Origin of the sequence: Telluria mixta (genome assembly GCF_029223865.1) — a bacterium.
GTDB lineage: Bacteria > Pseudomonadota > Gammaproteobacteria > Burkholderiales > Burkholderiaceae_D > Telluria > Telluria mixta.
On the sequence record NZ_CP119520.1, the window covers coordinates 139,147 to 152,827 of the forward strand.

Annotated in this window: 11 protein-coding genes, 1 pseudogene and 1 riboswitch; of the genes and pseudogenes, 4 read left to right on the forward strand and 8 right to left on the reverse strand. The window is 67.1% G+C overall.

Features of this window, described 5'->3' with window-relative positions:
- Positions 1–105: 105 nt before the first annotated feature.
- A complete protein-coding gene (locus P0M04_RS00610) occupies positions 106–1,422 on the forward strand; it encodes an ATP-binding protein (protein ID WP_259452411.1) in 1,317 nt (438 codons plus the stop codon).
- A 4-nt stretch (positions 1,423–1,426) separates the two neighbouring features.
- Here P0M04_RS00610 and P0M04_RS00615 read toward each other — a convergent pair whose 3' ends face one another.
- From P0M04_RS00615 to P0M04_RS00635, 4 genes and pseudogenes are all read right to left on the reverse strand, one after another.
- On the reverse strand, positions 1,427–2,095 hold the full coding sequence (locus P0M04_RS00615; RefSeq protein WP_259452410.1) for a thiol:disulfide interchange protein DsbA/DsbL: 669 nt from the start codon (positions 2,093–2,095) through the stop codon (positions 1,427–1,429).
- Between the two features lie 52 nt (positions 2,096–2,147).
- Positions 2,148–2,480, reverse strand: a complete 333-nt coding sequence (locus P0M04_RS00620) for a hypothetical protein (protein ID WP_259452409.1) — start codon at positions 2,478–2,480, stop codon at positions 2,148–2,150.
- A gap of 19 nt (positions 2,481–2,499) precedes the next feature.
- Positions 2,500–3,162 (reverse strand): thiol:disulfide interchange protein DsbA/DsbL, encoded by a 663-nt coding sequence (locus P0M04_RS00625; protein WP_259452408.1) that lies wholly within the window; start codon positions 3,160–3,162, stop codon positions 2,500–2,502.
- A 167-nt stretch (positions 3,163–3,329) separates the two neighbouring features.
- Positions 3,330–5,311: pseudogene (locus P0M04_RS00635) on the reverse strand (TonB-dependent receptor).
- Positions 5,312–5,381: 70 nt separating this feature from the next.
- A riboswitch (cobalamin riboswitch) is annotated at positions 5,382–5,607 on the reverse strand.
- Between the two features lie 47 nt (positions 5,608–5,654).
- Here P0M04_RS00635 and P0M04_RS00640 point away from each other — a divergent pair.
- The 3 genes from P0M04_RS00640 to P0M04_RS00650 are packed head-to-tail and all read left to right on the forward strand — an operon-like array spanning position 5,655 to position 9,552.
- Positions 5,655–7,793 carry a M1 family metallopeptidase gene (locus P0M04_RS00640; RefSeq protein WP_259452406.1) on the forward strand — a complete coding sequence of 713 codons (2,139 nt, stop codon included), beginning with the start codon at positions 5,655–5,657 and terminating at the stop codon, positions 7,791–7,793.
- A complete protein-coding gene (locus P0M04_RS00645; protein ID WP_259452405.1) occupies positions 7,790–8,689 on the forward strand; it encodes a hypothetical protein in 900 nt (299 codons plus the stop codon). Before P0M04_RS00640 ends, P0M04_RS00645 begins: the two co-directional genes overlap by 4 nt.
- Positions 8,690–8,742: 53 nt before the next feature.
- Complete coding sequence (locus P0M04_RS00650) at positions 8,743–9,552, forward strand: DODA-type extradiol aromatic ring-opening family dioxygenase (protein WP_259452404.1); 810 nt, start codon at positions 8,743–8,745, stop codon at positions 9,550–9,552.
- On the opposite strand, the gene ylqF is transcribed toward P0M04_RS00650, so the two are convergent.
- The 4 genes from ylqF to P0M04_RS00670 all read right to left on the reverse strand — a co-directional run bounded on the left by ylqF (position 9,553) and on the right by P0M04_RS00670 (position 13,582).
- On the reverse strand, positions 9,553–10,473 hold the full coding sequence (gene ylqF, locus P0M04_RS00655) for a ribosome biogenesis GTPase YlqF (protein ID WP_281042444.1): 921 nt from the start codon (positions 10,471–10,473) through the stop codon (positions 9,553–9,555).
- Between the two features lie 87 nt (positions 10,474–10,560).
- Entirely contained in the window at positions 10,561–11,847 is a 1,287-nt protein-coding gene (locus tag P0M04_RS00660) for a choice-of-anchor X domain-containing protein (protein ID WP_259452402.1), read from the reverse strand.
- Positions 11,837–12,712 carry a hypothetical protein gene (locus P0M04_RS00665; RefSeq protein WP_259452401.1) on the reverse strand — a complete coding sequence of 292 codons (876 nt, stop codon included), beginning with the start codon at positions 12,710–12,712 and terminating at the stop codon, positions 11,837–11,839. The genes P0M04_RS00660 and P0M04_RS00665 overlap by 11 nt, the downstream gene beginning before the upstream one ends.
- Before the next feature lie 144 nt (positions 12,713–12,856).
- Positions 12,857–13,582 carry a hypothetical protein gene (locus P0M04_RS00670; protein WP_281042273.1) on the reverse strand — a complete coding sequence of 242 codons (726 nt, stop codon included), beginning with the start codon at positions 13,580–13,582 and terminating at the stop codon, positions 12,857–12,859.
- Between the last annotated feature and the right edge of the window lie 99 nt (positions 13,583–13,681).

Here is a 13,681-nt window from a genome sequence, read left to right on the forward strand (position 1 = left end):
CTCAATTTGTAAGGGATGGTTTTTTATATGATTGCTCCTATACAATTTCGATATGTGCAAGACCAATCCAGATCCAGACAGTAACCACGGCCGGAGGACGGCGGCGTGAATCGCCTGTTTTTCCGCTTCTTCGTGCTCGTGATGCTGTCGATTACGGCCGCGACGTTCGTCATCTACTTCGTCTTCGCCCGGCTGTTCGGCGATCCGCTCGACGACATCGCGCGGCGCCAGGCGTCGGCGCAGATCTTCCTGCTCGAACAATACGTCGACCGCGCGCCGGCCGACGAGTGGCTGGGCCGCCTGAACAAGGTGCGCGAAGTGTCGGAGGCCCACTTCGACCTCATCCCGCTGGACCAGGCGCGCGCCGCCCTGCCCGCCCGCCAGCACGAGGCGCTGGAGCGGGGCGACGTCGTGCTCGATCCCCAACACAAGGCATTCTTCCGCCGCGTCGACCTGCACGGCGACCGCTACATCGGCAGCAACGAGGAAGCGATCCGCGCCTACAACCTGCCGATCGACCTCGGCCAGGCGCTCACAATGGAAATCGTGCGCTACGTCGTCGTGGCGCTCGCGCTGCTCGTGCCGATCGCGCTGTGGTCGCGCTCGCACTGGCAGGCGTTGCAGACGCTGTCGCGCGTGGCGGATGAATTCGGTGCCGGGCAGCTGTCGGCACGGGCGCATCTGAAGCCGGCGGACGCGGTCTATCCGCTGGCCGAACGCATCAATGCGATGGCCGAGCGCATCCAGGGGTTATTGGAAGCGCAGAAGAACCTGCTGCACTCCGTGTCGCACGAACTCCGTACCCCGATCGCGCGGCTGGAATTCGCACTGGAACTGCTGGCCGAGCGCGCGGGCGACCCGGCGCTGACCAAGCGCATCGCGGCGATGGAAGGCGACCTGACCGAGTTGAACGACCTCGTCAACGAACTGCTGTCGATGAGCAAGCTGGACAACGCCCAGGGCCCGCAGCGCACCCTGTTCGAGCTGGAACCGCTGCTGCGCGAATGCACGGACGGCCTGCATCCGCGGCCGCAGCGCCTGCACGTGGACCTGGGTGAGCGCCTGGGCAGCGTCGATGGCGACCGCCGCCTGATCGGCCGTGCCATCGGCAACCTGCTGAGGAATGCGCAGAAGTATGCGGCGCACGAGGTCGCGCTGCGCGTACGGCGCGACGATTGCCGCATCGAGATCGCGGTCGAGGACGACGGTCCCGGCATCCCCGAAGAGGAACGGGAACGCATCTTCGAACCGTTCTACCGTCTCGACCGCAGCCGCGACCGCGCCACCGGCGGCTTCGGCCTCGGCCTGTCGATCGCGCACAAGGCGATCTCCCTGCATGGCGGCCATCTGAAAGTCGAGCAATCGGCGCTGGGCGGCGCCCGCTTCGTCATCAGCCTGCCGGACGGCGTGCTGTCGGCCTGAATCGCTATTGACCTTTTGCGGCCTTGTCGACGAGCTTGTCCGCCACGTGCAGCGTGGCCTTGAACACGTCTGCGCGATCGGCGCCTTCCATCTGGCGGGACAGCAGGCCTGGGTTCGTCAGGAAGCGGCCGCCGACGATGAGCGTGGGCGCGGAGTCGACCTGGTAGCTTGCCGCGATCCGTTCAAGCTGGCGCAGGCGTGTCGTCACGCCGAACGAATTCCACGCCTCCAGGAAGGCCGCGCGGTCGATGCCGTTCTTCGCCGCCCAATCGATGATGACGTCGTCCTTGTTCAGTCGAATATGATCAACGTGCACCGCCTTGAACACTTTCTCGTGCATGTCCCCGAGCCGGTCCAGCGCCTCGAGCGTCAGGAACAGGTGCGCTTCCGGATCGGCCTGTCCCGTCGACGGGTAATGGATGCGGCGCACCGTGATGCGGTCGCCTTCCTTCCTGACCCACTCCTCCAGTAACGGTTCCAGTGCATTGCACACCGGGCAGTGGTACATGAAGAATTCGATGACCTCGACCTTGTTGCCGTTCGCCTGCACGGGCTGCGGACGGGCGAGCGTAGCGTAATCGACGCCATTCTGCGGAACGGCGGGCGATGCACCGGCGAGAGACACCGACAGGGACAGCAGCAGGCCGAGGCCGGCGGCACGCAGGAAAAGCATGGGCAATCCTTCAGGTCGTGGAAAACCTGAAGGTTACCATTTCCTTAAGGAATTATCGACGGCCGACCGGCGCCGGGCGCTCCGGCTTCACGTGGCGCATGCCGTACCACAGGTGTTCCCACCAGTGTTCGCGCGAATGCACGGTCAGGAGGCATTGCCGGTCGACTTCGCCCTTGAACACGGGGTCCTGGCATTGATTCGTCATCAGCGCGTTGCGCTGGTTTTCAGCGTTCACCAGCGCAATGGCGAGCCAGAATGCAAGACCTGCGAGCACGATCACGAGTATCCAGGCCGTGTGGTTCCAGTTACTCGAATCAAACAGATGTTCCTCGTCCGGTTTGGACTTGTCGTACATCTTCAGGATCTTGCCTTCGACATCACTCATTGCGCTGTTTCTCTACCTGTTATTTTGACTTGGCCGCTTTCGCAACCAGGGCGTCCATCACTTGCAGCGTGGCTCCGAACAGGACCGGCTCGTTCTGGGTCTTGACCGAATTGTAGAGCATTGCCGGCGAGGTCTGGTACTTGCCATCGATGATGATGGTCGGCACGCTGTCGACCTTGTAGTCGCTGGTGATCTGCTGCAGGCGACGGAGCTTGGTCGTCACGCCGAACGAGTTCCAGGCTTCCAGGAACTTGTTGCGGTCGATACCGTTCTTCGACACCCAGTCGATGATGGCCGCGTCCGTGTTCAGGCGCAGGCGATCCACGTGCCAGGCCTTGAACACCTTCGGCTGGAATTCCTCGGCCTTGCCCAGCGCTTCCAAGGTCAGGCGCAGGTGCGCTTCCGGATCGTTGGGGCCCGACGACGGCAGGTGCACGCGCTTGAACACGATGTTGTCACCCTGTTTTTTGACCCACTGTTCGAGCTGCGGTTCCAGCGCGTTGCAGTGCGGGCAGTGGTACATGAAGAACTCGATCACCTCGACCTTTTTACCCGTGGCCTGCACCGGTTGCGGCTGAGCGAGCGTCACGTACTCGACACCGCTCTTCGGGTCGGTCGGCGAAGCGAAAGCGGTGCTGGCGGCGAGGACGGTGGCGAGCAGGGCAAAACGCAGGGAACGCATAGTTTTCCTTCTTGGGTTGGTTAAGCGAACGACGCGAGATTACCACTTTTTCGGTCGTCAGCCTTAGCCGGGGCTTATTTCTTGCAATTGGTTACCGTCGTAACCAACACCGGGGTCAGAGCCCGATTTTTGGCAATTTCCCAAAACCGGGCTCTGACCCCGGTTTGTTAGAAGTCGTACCGGGCCGACAGTTTCAGCTGGCGCCCATCGCTTGGGTAGATACCGCCCTTGCACGAGAACGCATTGCTGAAGTAGTGACGGTCCGCCAGGTTCAGCCCCGTCGCGGCGACTTCCCACGCACCCAGCTTGATGCTGTAGCGCGCGTCGAGCGTCGTGTAGGACGGGATGCGTGCGCCGCAGGTATTGCTGAAGTCGCCGCCGTAGCGCTGGCTGTCGACCCATTGCACGCCCACGTCCGCCGACTGGCCATTGCCCGGCACCCACGCCAGGCGCGCCGTCACGACGTTCTTCGGCACGAGCGCCAGTTCGCGGCCAGTGTTCGGGCCGTCCGTGAAGTGGGCGATCACGTGCTGCAGGTGCGCGCTCGCGCGCCAGCCTGCCGCCAGCGCGGCTTCGGCGTCGATCTCGAAGCCCTTGCGTTCGGTCGGATCGAGGTTCGTATTGGCGCCCCAGCCGCCGTTCAGCGTCGGGTCGTAGAAAATCTCGTTGTTCAGGCGATGGCGGAACACGCGCGCCGAAAGCGTGCGGCTGTCGTCGCCCGGCGCATGGCGCAACGTCGTGCCCAGTTCGAGGTCGTGCGACGTCTGCGCCTTCAGGATATCGAGGCTGGACCGGTAGCCGTTCTCGTCGACGTTCGCCACGCGGTAGCTCTGCCCGCCTTCGCATACACCTCGACGAGCGGGTGCACGCGATAGCTTGCCTGCGCCTCCCACGCGTTCTGCGATTGCGAGCGGTCTTCCGGCGCGATGCCACCCACGGCGTCCACGACGCTCTTGTCGAAGTTCTCATGGCGCGCGCCCAGGGCGATGCGGCCGTCGTGGGCCGGGTCGAAGCGCAGCTCGTCGCGCAGGTACACGGCTTTCGACGACTGGCTCGCGTCGGCGCTCGAGAACGAGGCCGTCGTCTTGCGCTTCCAGCGCGTGAAATCCACACCGCCCACCAGTTCGTTGAGCATGCCGCCGACGTCGGACAGCCAGCGGGCGCGCGGCGAGAACTGGTCCTGGCGGCCGTCGTACGCATTGTTCGAGCCGAAGGACAGGTAGTTCGAACGCACGTTGCGCTCGCGGTGCGACAGGTCGGCTGCCAGGTCGACGGCACCCAGGCGGTATTCGGCGAAGGCGTTTGCGCGGTCCGTGTTCAGCGAGCCGAAGTCGTTCGGCGTCGAGGCCTGGCGCGGGTCGGCGTCGAACTGGGCCAGCGACAGCGAACCCGGGAGACGCGAATCCTGGCGCGCGCTCTCGACGTGGATACCGGCGCGGCCGCCCGTGAAGCGGGTCTGCACGTTCAGCGAGGCCGTCGTCTGGTCGAAATCGCTGTTGCGGCGGTAGTTATTGGAGCCCTGGCGCGCGACGGCGATGTCGGCGCTGACGTTGCCCGCCGTCTGCGACAGCTGCGCGCGGACGTCGTGCTCGTGGAACGAGCCACCTTCCGCGAACACGGAACCGTGAAGGCCGCCGTCCACGTTGCGGCGCGTCGTGATCTGGATGACGCCGCCGGTGGCGCCTTCGCCATACAGCACGCTACCGCCGCCGCGGGTGATCTCGATGCGTTCGACCGTGTCGATCGGGATCGTCGACAGCACGGTGTTCGCCAGTTCGTTCTCGTTCAGGCGCACGCCGTCGACCATGATCACCATGTTCTGCGCGCTGTTGGTGCCGAAGCCGCGCAGGTCGAGCGCGAAGTCGGGCGACGAATCCAGGCTCTGGCGGCCGAACACGCCGCCGATCTTGCGGATCGCGCTGTTCACGTCGTTCACGCCGGCGCGGCGGATGTCGTCCTGCGTGATGACGGTGGCGCCGATCGGGCGCAGGGTTTCCACGCTCGGGAAGCGGGAACCGGTGATGACGACGGTCGATGGGTTGCCGTCCTGGGCGCGCACGGCGCTCGTGGAACAGGACAGGACGATGGCACAGGCCAGCGCGAGCGGCTTGATAGCCGGCGCGCCGCGGGTGGAGGCGGCAGTATGCATAGGATGTTCAGTGTTCGTTTGCGCCGGCAAGCGTCCCCGCACGCCGGCGTACACAAAAGCGCGGCATGACGCCGGCTTCCCCTGTCTGGCCGGTCTCCGGGCTCCAAGACGGACCGCCCCACCTTCCTGCGCAAGCACAGTGGTCGTCGGGGCGGCCTGTCGCCATGCGGCGACGCTTGTTTACCGTTGCGGGGGCAGCACACGTTGGCACGCCGCCGGTGGCGACGCCGCTTCGTGTTTCCCGTTTAACTGCACGCGCAGACGCGCATGCGGGCACCAGAACCCCGAGATTATAACCTGTATAGTGTGGGCACAAAAATAACAGCCACGCCAGGGGTCCCGCATGCATCCTCGTTTCAGTGTCCGCTTCGCCCTTGCCGCCGTCCTGCTGCTGGCGGGGGCGGTGTTCGCCGCACCGCAGCTTCCATCGTCACCCGACGGCATCGCCCTGGCCAAGCCCGATGCCGCCGCCGTCCGCATCCCCAGCAGCCCGGATGCGTGGGGCGGCCCGCGCACGGGCCGCGAGCCCACGCTGTCGGACCGCGTCGTCCATTACGACATCGCCGCCACGCTCGACCCGGTCAAGCACACGGTCACGGGCCGCGAGCGGCTCACGTGGCGCAACCGCAGCAACGTCGCCGTCAGGAGCGTCTACCTGCACCTGTACATGAACGCGTTCGAGAGCGCGGGCAGCACGTATTTCACCGAACGGCGCGAGCGCGACGGCACCTTCCGCTCCGGCGTCGACATCAAGGACGCGTGGGGCCACATCGCCCTGCACCGCGTCGCACAAGGCGGCACCAACGTGCCGTGGACCTTCGTCCATCCGGACAACGGCCCGGCGACGGACCGCACCGTCGTGCGCTTCGACCTGCCGCAGGCCGTGGCGCCGGGCGCATCGACGACGCTCGACATCGACTTCGTCACGCAACTGCCGCGCGTCGTCGCGCGCGCCGGGTACTTCGGCACCTTCCACCTCGTCGCGCAGTGGTTCCCCAAGATCGGCGTGCTGGAACTGCCGGGGGAACGGGGCGCGACGACGCCGCGCTGGAACGTGCACGAGTACCACCTGAATTCCGAGTTCTACGCGGACTTCGGCAGCTACGACGTCAAGCTCACCGTCCCGCGCGACTACACCGTGGGCGCGACGGGCGAACCGCATGGCGCTCCAATCGACAAGGACGGGATGCGCACGTGGCGCTTCGTGCAGGGCGACGTCCACGATTTCGCCTGGACAGCGGACAACCAGACCGCGAAACCGCTCGTCGACACATGGTCCGGCCCCGGCAGCCCGACGGTGACGGTGACCGTGCTGTACCCGCCCGAATTCGCGGCCAGCGCGGCGCCCGCGCTGAAGGCGGCCAAGGAATCGCTGACGTATTTCTCGAACACGCTGGGCCCGTACCCATACAAGACGCTGACCATCGTGATCCCGCCCTACAACGCGGAGGAAGCGGCGGGCATGGAATACCCGACGTTCTTCACGGCCGAGGCCTACCGGACCGTCGAACCGCGCACTGTGAACCAGTTCGCCCTCGCCTTCGTCACCATCCACGAATTCGGCCACAGCTATTTCTACGGCCTGCTCGCGTCGAACGAATTCGAGGAACCGCTGCTGGACGAAGGCCTCAACGAATACTGGGACAACCGCATGATGCGCGACCAGGGCCAGCTCGCGTACATCGCGACGCCGCTGCTGGCAAGGCTCGGCTTCGCGCCCGGCTATCCGACCTTCGACGCCGAACGCACGGCCACGCCGCGCCATGACCCGGCCGACCCGCCCGGCGCCAACGCGTGGCATCGCCTGCAGGACATCGGCCCCGTCTACACGCGCACGGCGATCCTGATGCGCGACCTGGAAGCGCGCATCGGCCGCGCGCCGATGGAGCGCGCGTTCAAGGAATACTACCGGCGCTGGAAGTTCCGCCACCCGAGCACCGCCGACCTGCGCGAGACGCTGGCCGAGGTGACGGGCCAGCGCGCCGTCATCGAGGACGCGTTCGACCGCCAGGTCTACGCTGTGTCCCGCGTCGACGACAGCATCGCCGACCTCACGAGCACGGAGCTGGTGCCACTCCCCGGCGCGCACGAGAGCCAGGGCGCCGTCGACAGGCGCATCGACGCCGCGCGCGCGGCATGGCGCAAGACGCATCCGGACGGCACCGGCCCGTACCCGTACCGCACGGACGTGACGGTCCGCCGCCATGGCGCGCCGGTGCCGCAGACGCTCGTCGTGAAGTTCGCCGACGGCAGCACCGAGACCGCGCGCTGGGATGCCGACGAACGCTGGCACAGGTTCACGTGGACGAAGCCGGCGAAGGCCGTCTCCGCCGAACTCGATCCGCAGCGGCTGCACTACCTGGACGTGAACAAGCTCGACGACAGCCGCACGCTCGACCCGGATGCGAGCGCATCGCATCGCTGGGGCCTCGAGTTCGCGGCCGTCGTCAACTACCTCCTTGCCCTGATCGCCACCTTATGACGACCGAAACGATCCTCGAATCCCCGTCACGCGCGCAGCGCGCGGCCGGCCCGCACGGCGTGCAAAACGCGGCACGCGCCGCGCTGCAATGGCGATTGCTGCTGTGGTGGGCCGTGCTCCTGCTGCTGCCGACCGTCGTCGCCGCGCTGCCCATGTGGGAGCTGCTGTCCGCCAGCCTCGATCACTCGGTGTACGCGGCACGTTTGGCGGGACGCCTCGACATGATCGCGTACGCCGACATCCTGCATGCCGCACGCGAACAATACGCGCCGGCGCTGGGCGCGGGCAGCCTCGTCGCGCTGGTGCTGACGTTGCTGCTGTCGCCGCTGCTGGCCGGGATGGCGCTCGCGGCCGCACGCGCACCGCAGCCGCTCGCATCCGGCACGCTGCTGGCCGCCGGCGCGCAGTTTTACCCGCGCATGGCGCGCATGCTCGCGTGGTCGGTCGTGCCGCTAGGGATGGCCGGCATGGTCGGCAGCTCGGCCCACCATCTGGCCGGCCAGGTCGCGGAGACGGCGCTGCTGGAAACCGACGCCGAACGCGCCGCGCACCTGGCCACGTTGGCGGCCGTCGTGCTGCTCCTGCTGGCCCACGCGACGGTCGACATCGGCCGCGCCATGCTGGCCGCCGACCGCCGCCGCACGTCCGTCATCGGCGCGTGGTGGCGCGGCTGCGGGCAGCTGGTACGCCGGCCACTCGCACTGCTGGGCACCTGGCTCGGCATCACCGCGGCCGGTCTCGTCGTGGCCGCCCTGCTCGCATTCGCGCGCGTGCATGTGCCGGCGCTAGGGACGGTCGGCACCGTGGGCGCGGTCGTGCTGGCCCAGCTCGTCGTGCTCGTGCTCGGGTGGATGCGGATGGCGCGCCTGTTTGCGCTGACGGCGCTCCTGCGCTGATCCGCGCGATCCGCTACCATGAATGTTTCGATTGCCGCCTGAAGGAGCCTGCCATGACCCGCCTGCCCACCTATTTCGTCTCGCACGGAGGCGGCCCGTGGCCGTGGATGAAGGACCAGTACGGCCCCACGTATGCCGAGCTGGAAGCGTCGCTGGTCGACATCAAGCGGCAGATCGGCGTGCGTCCGAAAGCGGTACTCGTCGTGACGAGCCACTGGGAGACGGACGACTTCACGGTGTCGTCAGGCACGGCGCCGGACATGATCTACGACTACGGCGGCTTCCCGCCGCACACGTACCAGATCCGCTATCCGGCACCGGGCGAACCGCAGCTGGCGTCACGCGTCGCGCAGCTGCTGAACGACGCCGGCCAGCCCGCCCGCCTGGACGCGGAGCGTGGCTTCGACCACGGCACGTTCTCGATGCTGGCACCGATCTATCCCGAGGCCGACATGCCGGTGGTGCAGCTGTCGATCCGCCACGGCTACGACCCGGCCGTGCACCTGGCCGCCGGCCGCGCGCTGGCGCCGCTGCGCGACGAGGGCGTGCTGATCCTCGGCAGCGGCCTGTCGTTCCACAATCTGCGCCAGTTCGGCCCGGGCGGCGCGCTGGCGTCGAACGCGTTCGATACGTGGCTGCAGCACGTGCTGCTGGAATTGTCTCCCGCCGACCGCGAACAGGCGCTGCTGCACTGGAGCGAGGCGCCATATGCGCGCATGGCGCATCCGCGCGAAGATCACCTCGTGCCGCTGTGGGTGGCGCTGGGCGCGGCCGAGCAGGAGCCGGCCGCGTGCGTGTATCACGAAGAGAGTTTCTTTGGGGCGTTGACGGTGTCGAGTTTCAGGTTTGGCGCCGCGGCCTGATCAGGTGCCGCGCTTCCCGCGCGCCGCCTCTTCCGCCTTGCGCGCCGCCTTCTCGGCCGCGATCCGCGCCTTCTCTTCCATCTCGATGCGGTGACGCTCCAGCGCCTCGGCGCGCGTCTGCGGGGTTTCCAGGCTGATGCGGCCCAGCGCGCCCTGGCGGTAGTCCTGCAGCAGCACGTGCGCCGCCTTTTCGTAGTCGTAGTCGCCGCCGCGCACGCGGAACGCGCGGCGCTGGGCGACGCCCTCGATCACGCCGAAGCCGTCCAGCCCTTCCGTCTTGATGCCGTAGCGCGCCGTCAGCAGTTGCGGGTAGCGCTGCAGCAGCAGGCCGCCCAGGTATTCCGCCACTTCTTCCTCGATGACGGCGTTGGTGCCGATCGCGTGGCTGGCCGCCAGCATCAGTCCGTCGCTTTCCATCGCAATCTTCGGCCACAGCATGCCCGGCGTGTCGACCAGCACCGTGAACTTGTCGAGGTAGAGCTTTTGCTGGGACTTCGTGACGGCCGGTTCGTCGCCGACCTTGGCCACGCGCTTTTTCAGCAGCGCGTTCATCAGCGTCGACTTGCCCACATTCGGAATGCCCATGATCATGATGCGCAGCGGCTTCGTCGGCACGCCGCGGTGCGGGGCCAGTGCCTTGCACAGGTCGGGGATCTTCGCCACGTCCGACGGCTTCTTGGTCGTCATCGGATACGCGGTCACGCCCTCCTGGGCGTCATACCACGCGGCCCAGGCCGCAGTGGCGGCCGGGTCGGCGAGATCGGTCTTGTTCAAGACCTTCAGGCAGGGGCGCTGGCGGAACTTGCGCAACTCTTCGACCATCGGGTTGCTGCTCGCCTGCGGCAGGCGGGCGTCCAGGACCTCGATGACCACATCGGTGTTTTCCATCTGCTCCGCGGCCTGCTTGCGGGCGGCGGCCATGTGGCCCGGGAACCATTGAATCGACATGCTCTACCTTCAAAAATTTGCGTGCAACCGGGTATTTTACCCCAGTTCACGCAAATCGCCCTACCGTGTTGCAGGCATGCACTCGCTTGGCGGCAACGGCGCGGCCGGGTCGAACGCAGCGAGTCGGCCACGCGCCTCGCGCAGATCCTTGCCGAATTCGGCGAGATAACGCGACCGTTCCTCGCTCTGCCATTCGTCATCCGAATAGCTTTTCGGCGAGTGGGCCGCCGCCGTCAGGACCTTGCCCTGCAGCCGCGGCAGCAGCGCGCGGTCGGGGTCGGTGTTTTCCTTGAGCAGGTAGCCGTCGACGTCGCGCAACGTGAGGGGCGGCGCGGGTGTCTGGTCGCGCAGCAGCTTGCCGAACATCGTCAGTTTGATGTCGTTCGGACCGGGGCCCAGCACCTCGTTGAAGGTCAGCAGTGCGACGGCATGGCCGCGGGCGTCGTCGACGCGGCCGTTCACGATGTAGCGGCCGGGCATGCGCACGTCGAGCGGCAGGTGGAACACGAGCGAGCCTTCCTCGACGGCTTCGCGCGGCGCGCCGGTCCACACGGCCGGCAGTTCGGGCGTGTAGATGACGTCGAATTGCACGACGCCCGTCTTGCCGCCCACGTTGTAGCGCACCTCGGTGCGGATCGTGCCGTTGAACGCGGCGAGCCCCGTCTGCGCGGGCGCCAGCACGCCGGCGAAGGCGCCGTCGTTCGGCACCGGGTCGGCGCCCGTGCCGTCGTCCACGAACGGGATGCTGACCTGCGGCGTCTGGCGCGTGCCGGCATACGTGATGCCTTGCGCAAGGGCGCGGGTGATCACGAGGGGGAGCGTCTTGCCGCCGGCGTCGACGGCGCGCAGCGAGAACGCCACCGATTCGCCGGACGCCATGTAGACGCGCGACTGCGACGTCTGCAACTGCACGCCGGTGTTGGCGCCGCCGCTGTCCAGGCGCATCGGGTTCGTCGAGGCGACGGGATCGTTGGGGCGGTTCTGGTCGGGATTTTCCGTCATCGGGCGCGAGCCGACCGGGTACTGGCTGGACGTACGGTAGCTGCAATATGTGTGGTCGGCCAGCTGGACGTTCTCGACCAGTTGCCGGCGCCGGTTATTGCGGTCGTCCGGCAGCGGCAGGTCGGTGGCCTGGACCTGGCCGAAGAAGTGCGGTCCGCGCGGGGCCGGGGCCTGGGCAACCGCGGCCGCGGGCACCGGCGCGCCGTGGTCCATGGCGCTCCATACGAGCAGCCCGATCACGGCGACGGCGGCCGCCGCCAGCGCCAGCCGGCGCAGACGCGGCCGCGGCGCCGCGGACGGACGTCGCGGCGGCGGCTTGTCGTTACGGTTACGGCTAGAGGGCACTGTTCACCATCGCATTGCGTACGACCGACACGATGCCCTGCCAGTTCCCGCTCGTGTAATGGTTGTAGGCTTCGCTGTCGTCGCGGAACGATACGGAGTGGTAGCTCCACTTCGCACTGCCGCCCTCGTTCGCGGCCGTGCCGAGCGCGAGGTCGTTGCACAGCCAGTCGCTGGGGTTGCAGTACGAACCGCCGGAACTGCCGGCCACGCCGCCCGAGCTGTGGTACGCGACGGCCTCGTCGTCCTGGCCGGGCAGGATGCCGGAATACGCGGTGCCCTTGGCGCCCGCGTACATGTAGAACCAGATGCCGCGCGTCGTGTTGTGGTTGTACATGGCGCGCGCGGTCGTCGTCTTGAGATCCTGCGTCAGCGGGTCGGAGACAGCCCACGAGCCGTAGTCGGCCAGCTCGGAACCGCCGCCCGCGCCGGACGCCGCGCGCACCCACTTGATGTTCCAGCCGGTCTGCGACGTCCCGTCGCTGTTGCCGCACACGCCCGACGAATTCGGCGCCGCGTTTTTCTTCATGCGCGCGGAGCCGCCGTAGTTCGCGAGCGTGTAGCCCATCATGAGGTCGCCCGCGCTGTGGGTGGCGATGTAGCACCAGTTGCTGCCGGTGCAGAAGCAGTCGAGCGCGTCGCGGATGTGGTAGCTCTGCGAGGCGATGCTGTTGTAGCCGTCCCAGTTGACGGCCTTCTTGTTGACGCCCGCCGCTGTCGACGACGGGCCCCAATACGTGAAGCTGTTGTAGTCGCCGATCGTGCCGCCGCCCGTGCGGCCGTTGATCCACAGCGTGTAGTTCGTCGCCGATGCCAGTCCCGTCATGCCGAGCAGGCACAGCGCCGTCAGCCAGCGCATCAGTTTCATCTCCACTCCTCCATATTGTCGTCGTTGGATGGTGCGCCGTACGCTGGTTCGGTGCCGATGAGCTTACGGCCGAATCGACTGTAGAGAGGGTCGGTATGTATGTCAATTGCCCGCGAGCCAGATAAGTGGCTCGCAGAGCAATGTTCAACGCGCGTTCACGGCGACCGCCGCCCGCATGACGGCGACGATGCCGCCCCAGTGCCCGTCCGTGTAATGGTTGTAGTCCTCGCCGTCGTCGCGGAACGCGACCCAGTGGTTGGCCCACTTGGCGTGCCCGCCCTCGGCCGGGCCGGCTCCCAGTGTCAGCACATCGCAGAACCAGTCCTGCGGGTTGCAATAGGATCCGCCCGACGAGCCGGCGACCGCGCCCGCGCTGTGGTAGGCCTGGACGCCGTCGTCCTGGCCCGGCAGGAAGGCCGACGTCAGGCCGCCGTCGGCGCCCGCGTACATCCAGAACCAGATGCCGCGCGTCTCGTTGTGGTTGTACATCGCGCGTGCCGTCCTCACGCGCAGGTCCTGCACGAGCGGCTCGGATGTCGTCCAGGCCCCGACGTCCGCCAGTTCCGAGCCGCCGCCCGAACCCGCGGCGGACGCGATCCACTTGATGTTCCATCCCGTCTGCGATGAACCATCCGCATTGCCGCACACGCCCGATGCGTTCGGCTGCGCGTTCTTCTTCACGCGCGCGGAGCCACCGTAGTTGGCAAGCGTGTAGCCGATGAGCAGGTCGCCGGCGCTGTGCGTGGCGATGTAGCACCAGTTGGTCCCCGTGCAGAAGCAGTCGAGGGCGTTGCGGATCGTGCCGCTCTGCGAGGCGATGCTGCTGCGGCCATCCCAGTTGACGGCTTTCTTGTTGACGCCGGCGTCCATCGACGCCGGCCCCAGTAGGAAAAGTCGGCGTAGTTACCGATCGTGGCCCCGCCCGTGCGGCCGTGGATCCACAAGGTGTAATTGGTCGCGGACGCCAGT

What these genes read in the sequence shown, in the direction of transcription:
- P0M04_RS00625 (WP_259452408.1), bottom strand. Translation starts at nt 3,162, where the DNA reads ATGCGTTCCCTGCGTTTTGCCCTGCTCGCCACCGTCCTCGCCGCCAGC.
- P0M04_RS00645 (WP_259452405.1), top strand. Translation starts at nt 7,790, where the DNA reads ATGACGACCGAAACGATCCTCGAATCCCCGTCACGCGCGCAGCGCGCG.
- P0M04_RS00670 (WP_281042273.1), bottom strand. Translation starts at nt 13,582, where the DNA reads ATGGACGCCGGCGTCAACAAGAAAGCCGTCAACTGGGATGGCCGCAGC.
- P0M04_RS00620 (WP_259452409.1), bottom strand. Translation starts at nt 2,480, where the DNA reads ATGAGTGATGTCGAAGGCAAGATCCTGAAGATGTACGACAAGTCCAAA.
- ylqF (WP_281042444.1), bottom strand. Translation starts at nt 10,473, where the DNA reads ATGGCCGCCGCCCGCAAGCAGGCCGCGGAGCAGATGGAAAACACCGAT.
- P0M04_RS00650 (WP_259452404.1), top strand. Translation starts at nt 8,743, where the DNA reads ATGACCCGCCTGCCCACCTATTTCGTCTCGCACGGAGGCGGCCCGTGG.
- P0M04_RS00640 (WP_259452406.1), top strand. Translation starts at nt 5,655, where the DNA reads ATGCATCCTCGTTTCAGTGTCCGCTTCGCCCTTGCCGCCGTCCTGCTG.
- P0M04_RS00665 (WP_259452401.1), bottom strand. Translation starts at nt 12,712, where the DNA reads ATGAAACTGATGCGCTGGCTGACGGCGCTGTGCCTGCTCGGCATGACG.
- P0M04_RS00615 (WP_259452410.1), bottom strand. Translation starts at nt 2,095, where the DNA reads ATGCTTTTCCTGCGTGCCGCCGGCCTCGGCCTGCTGCTGTCCCTGTCG.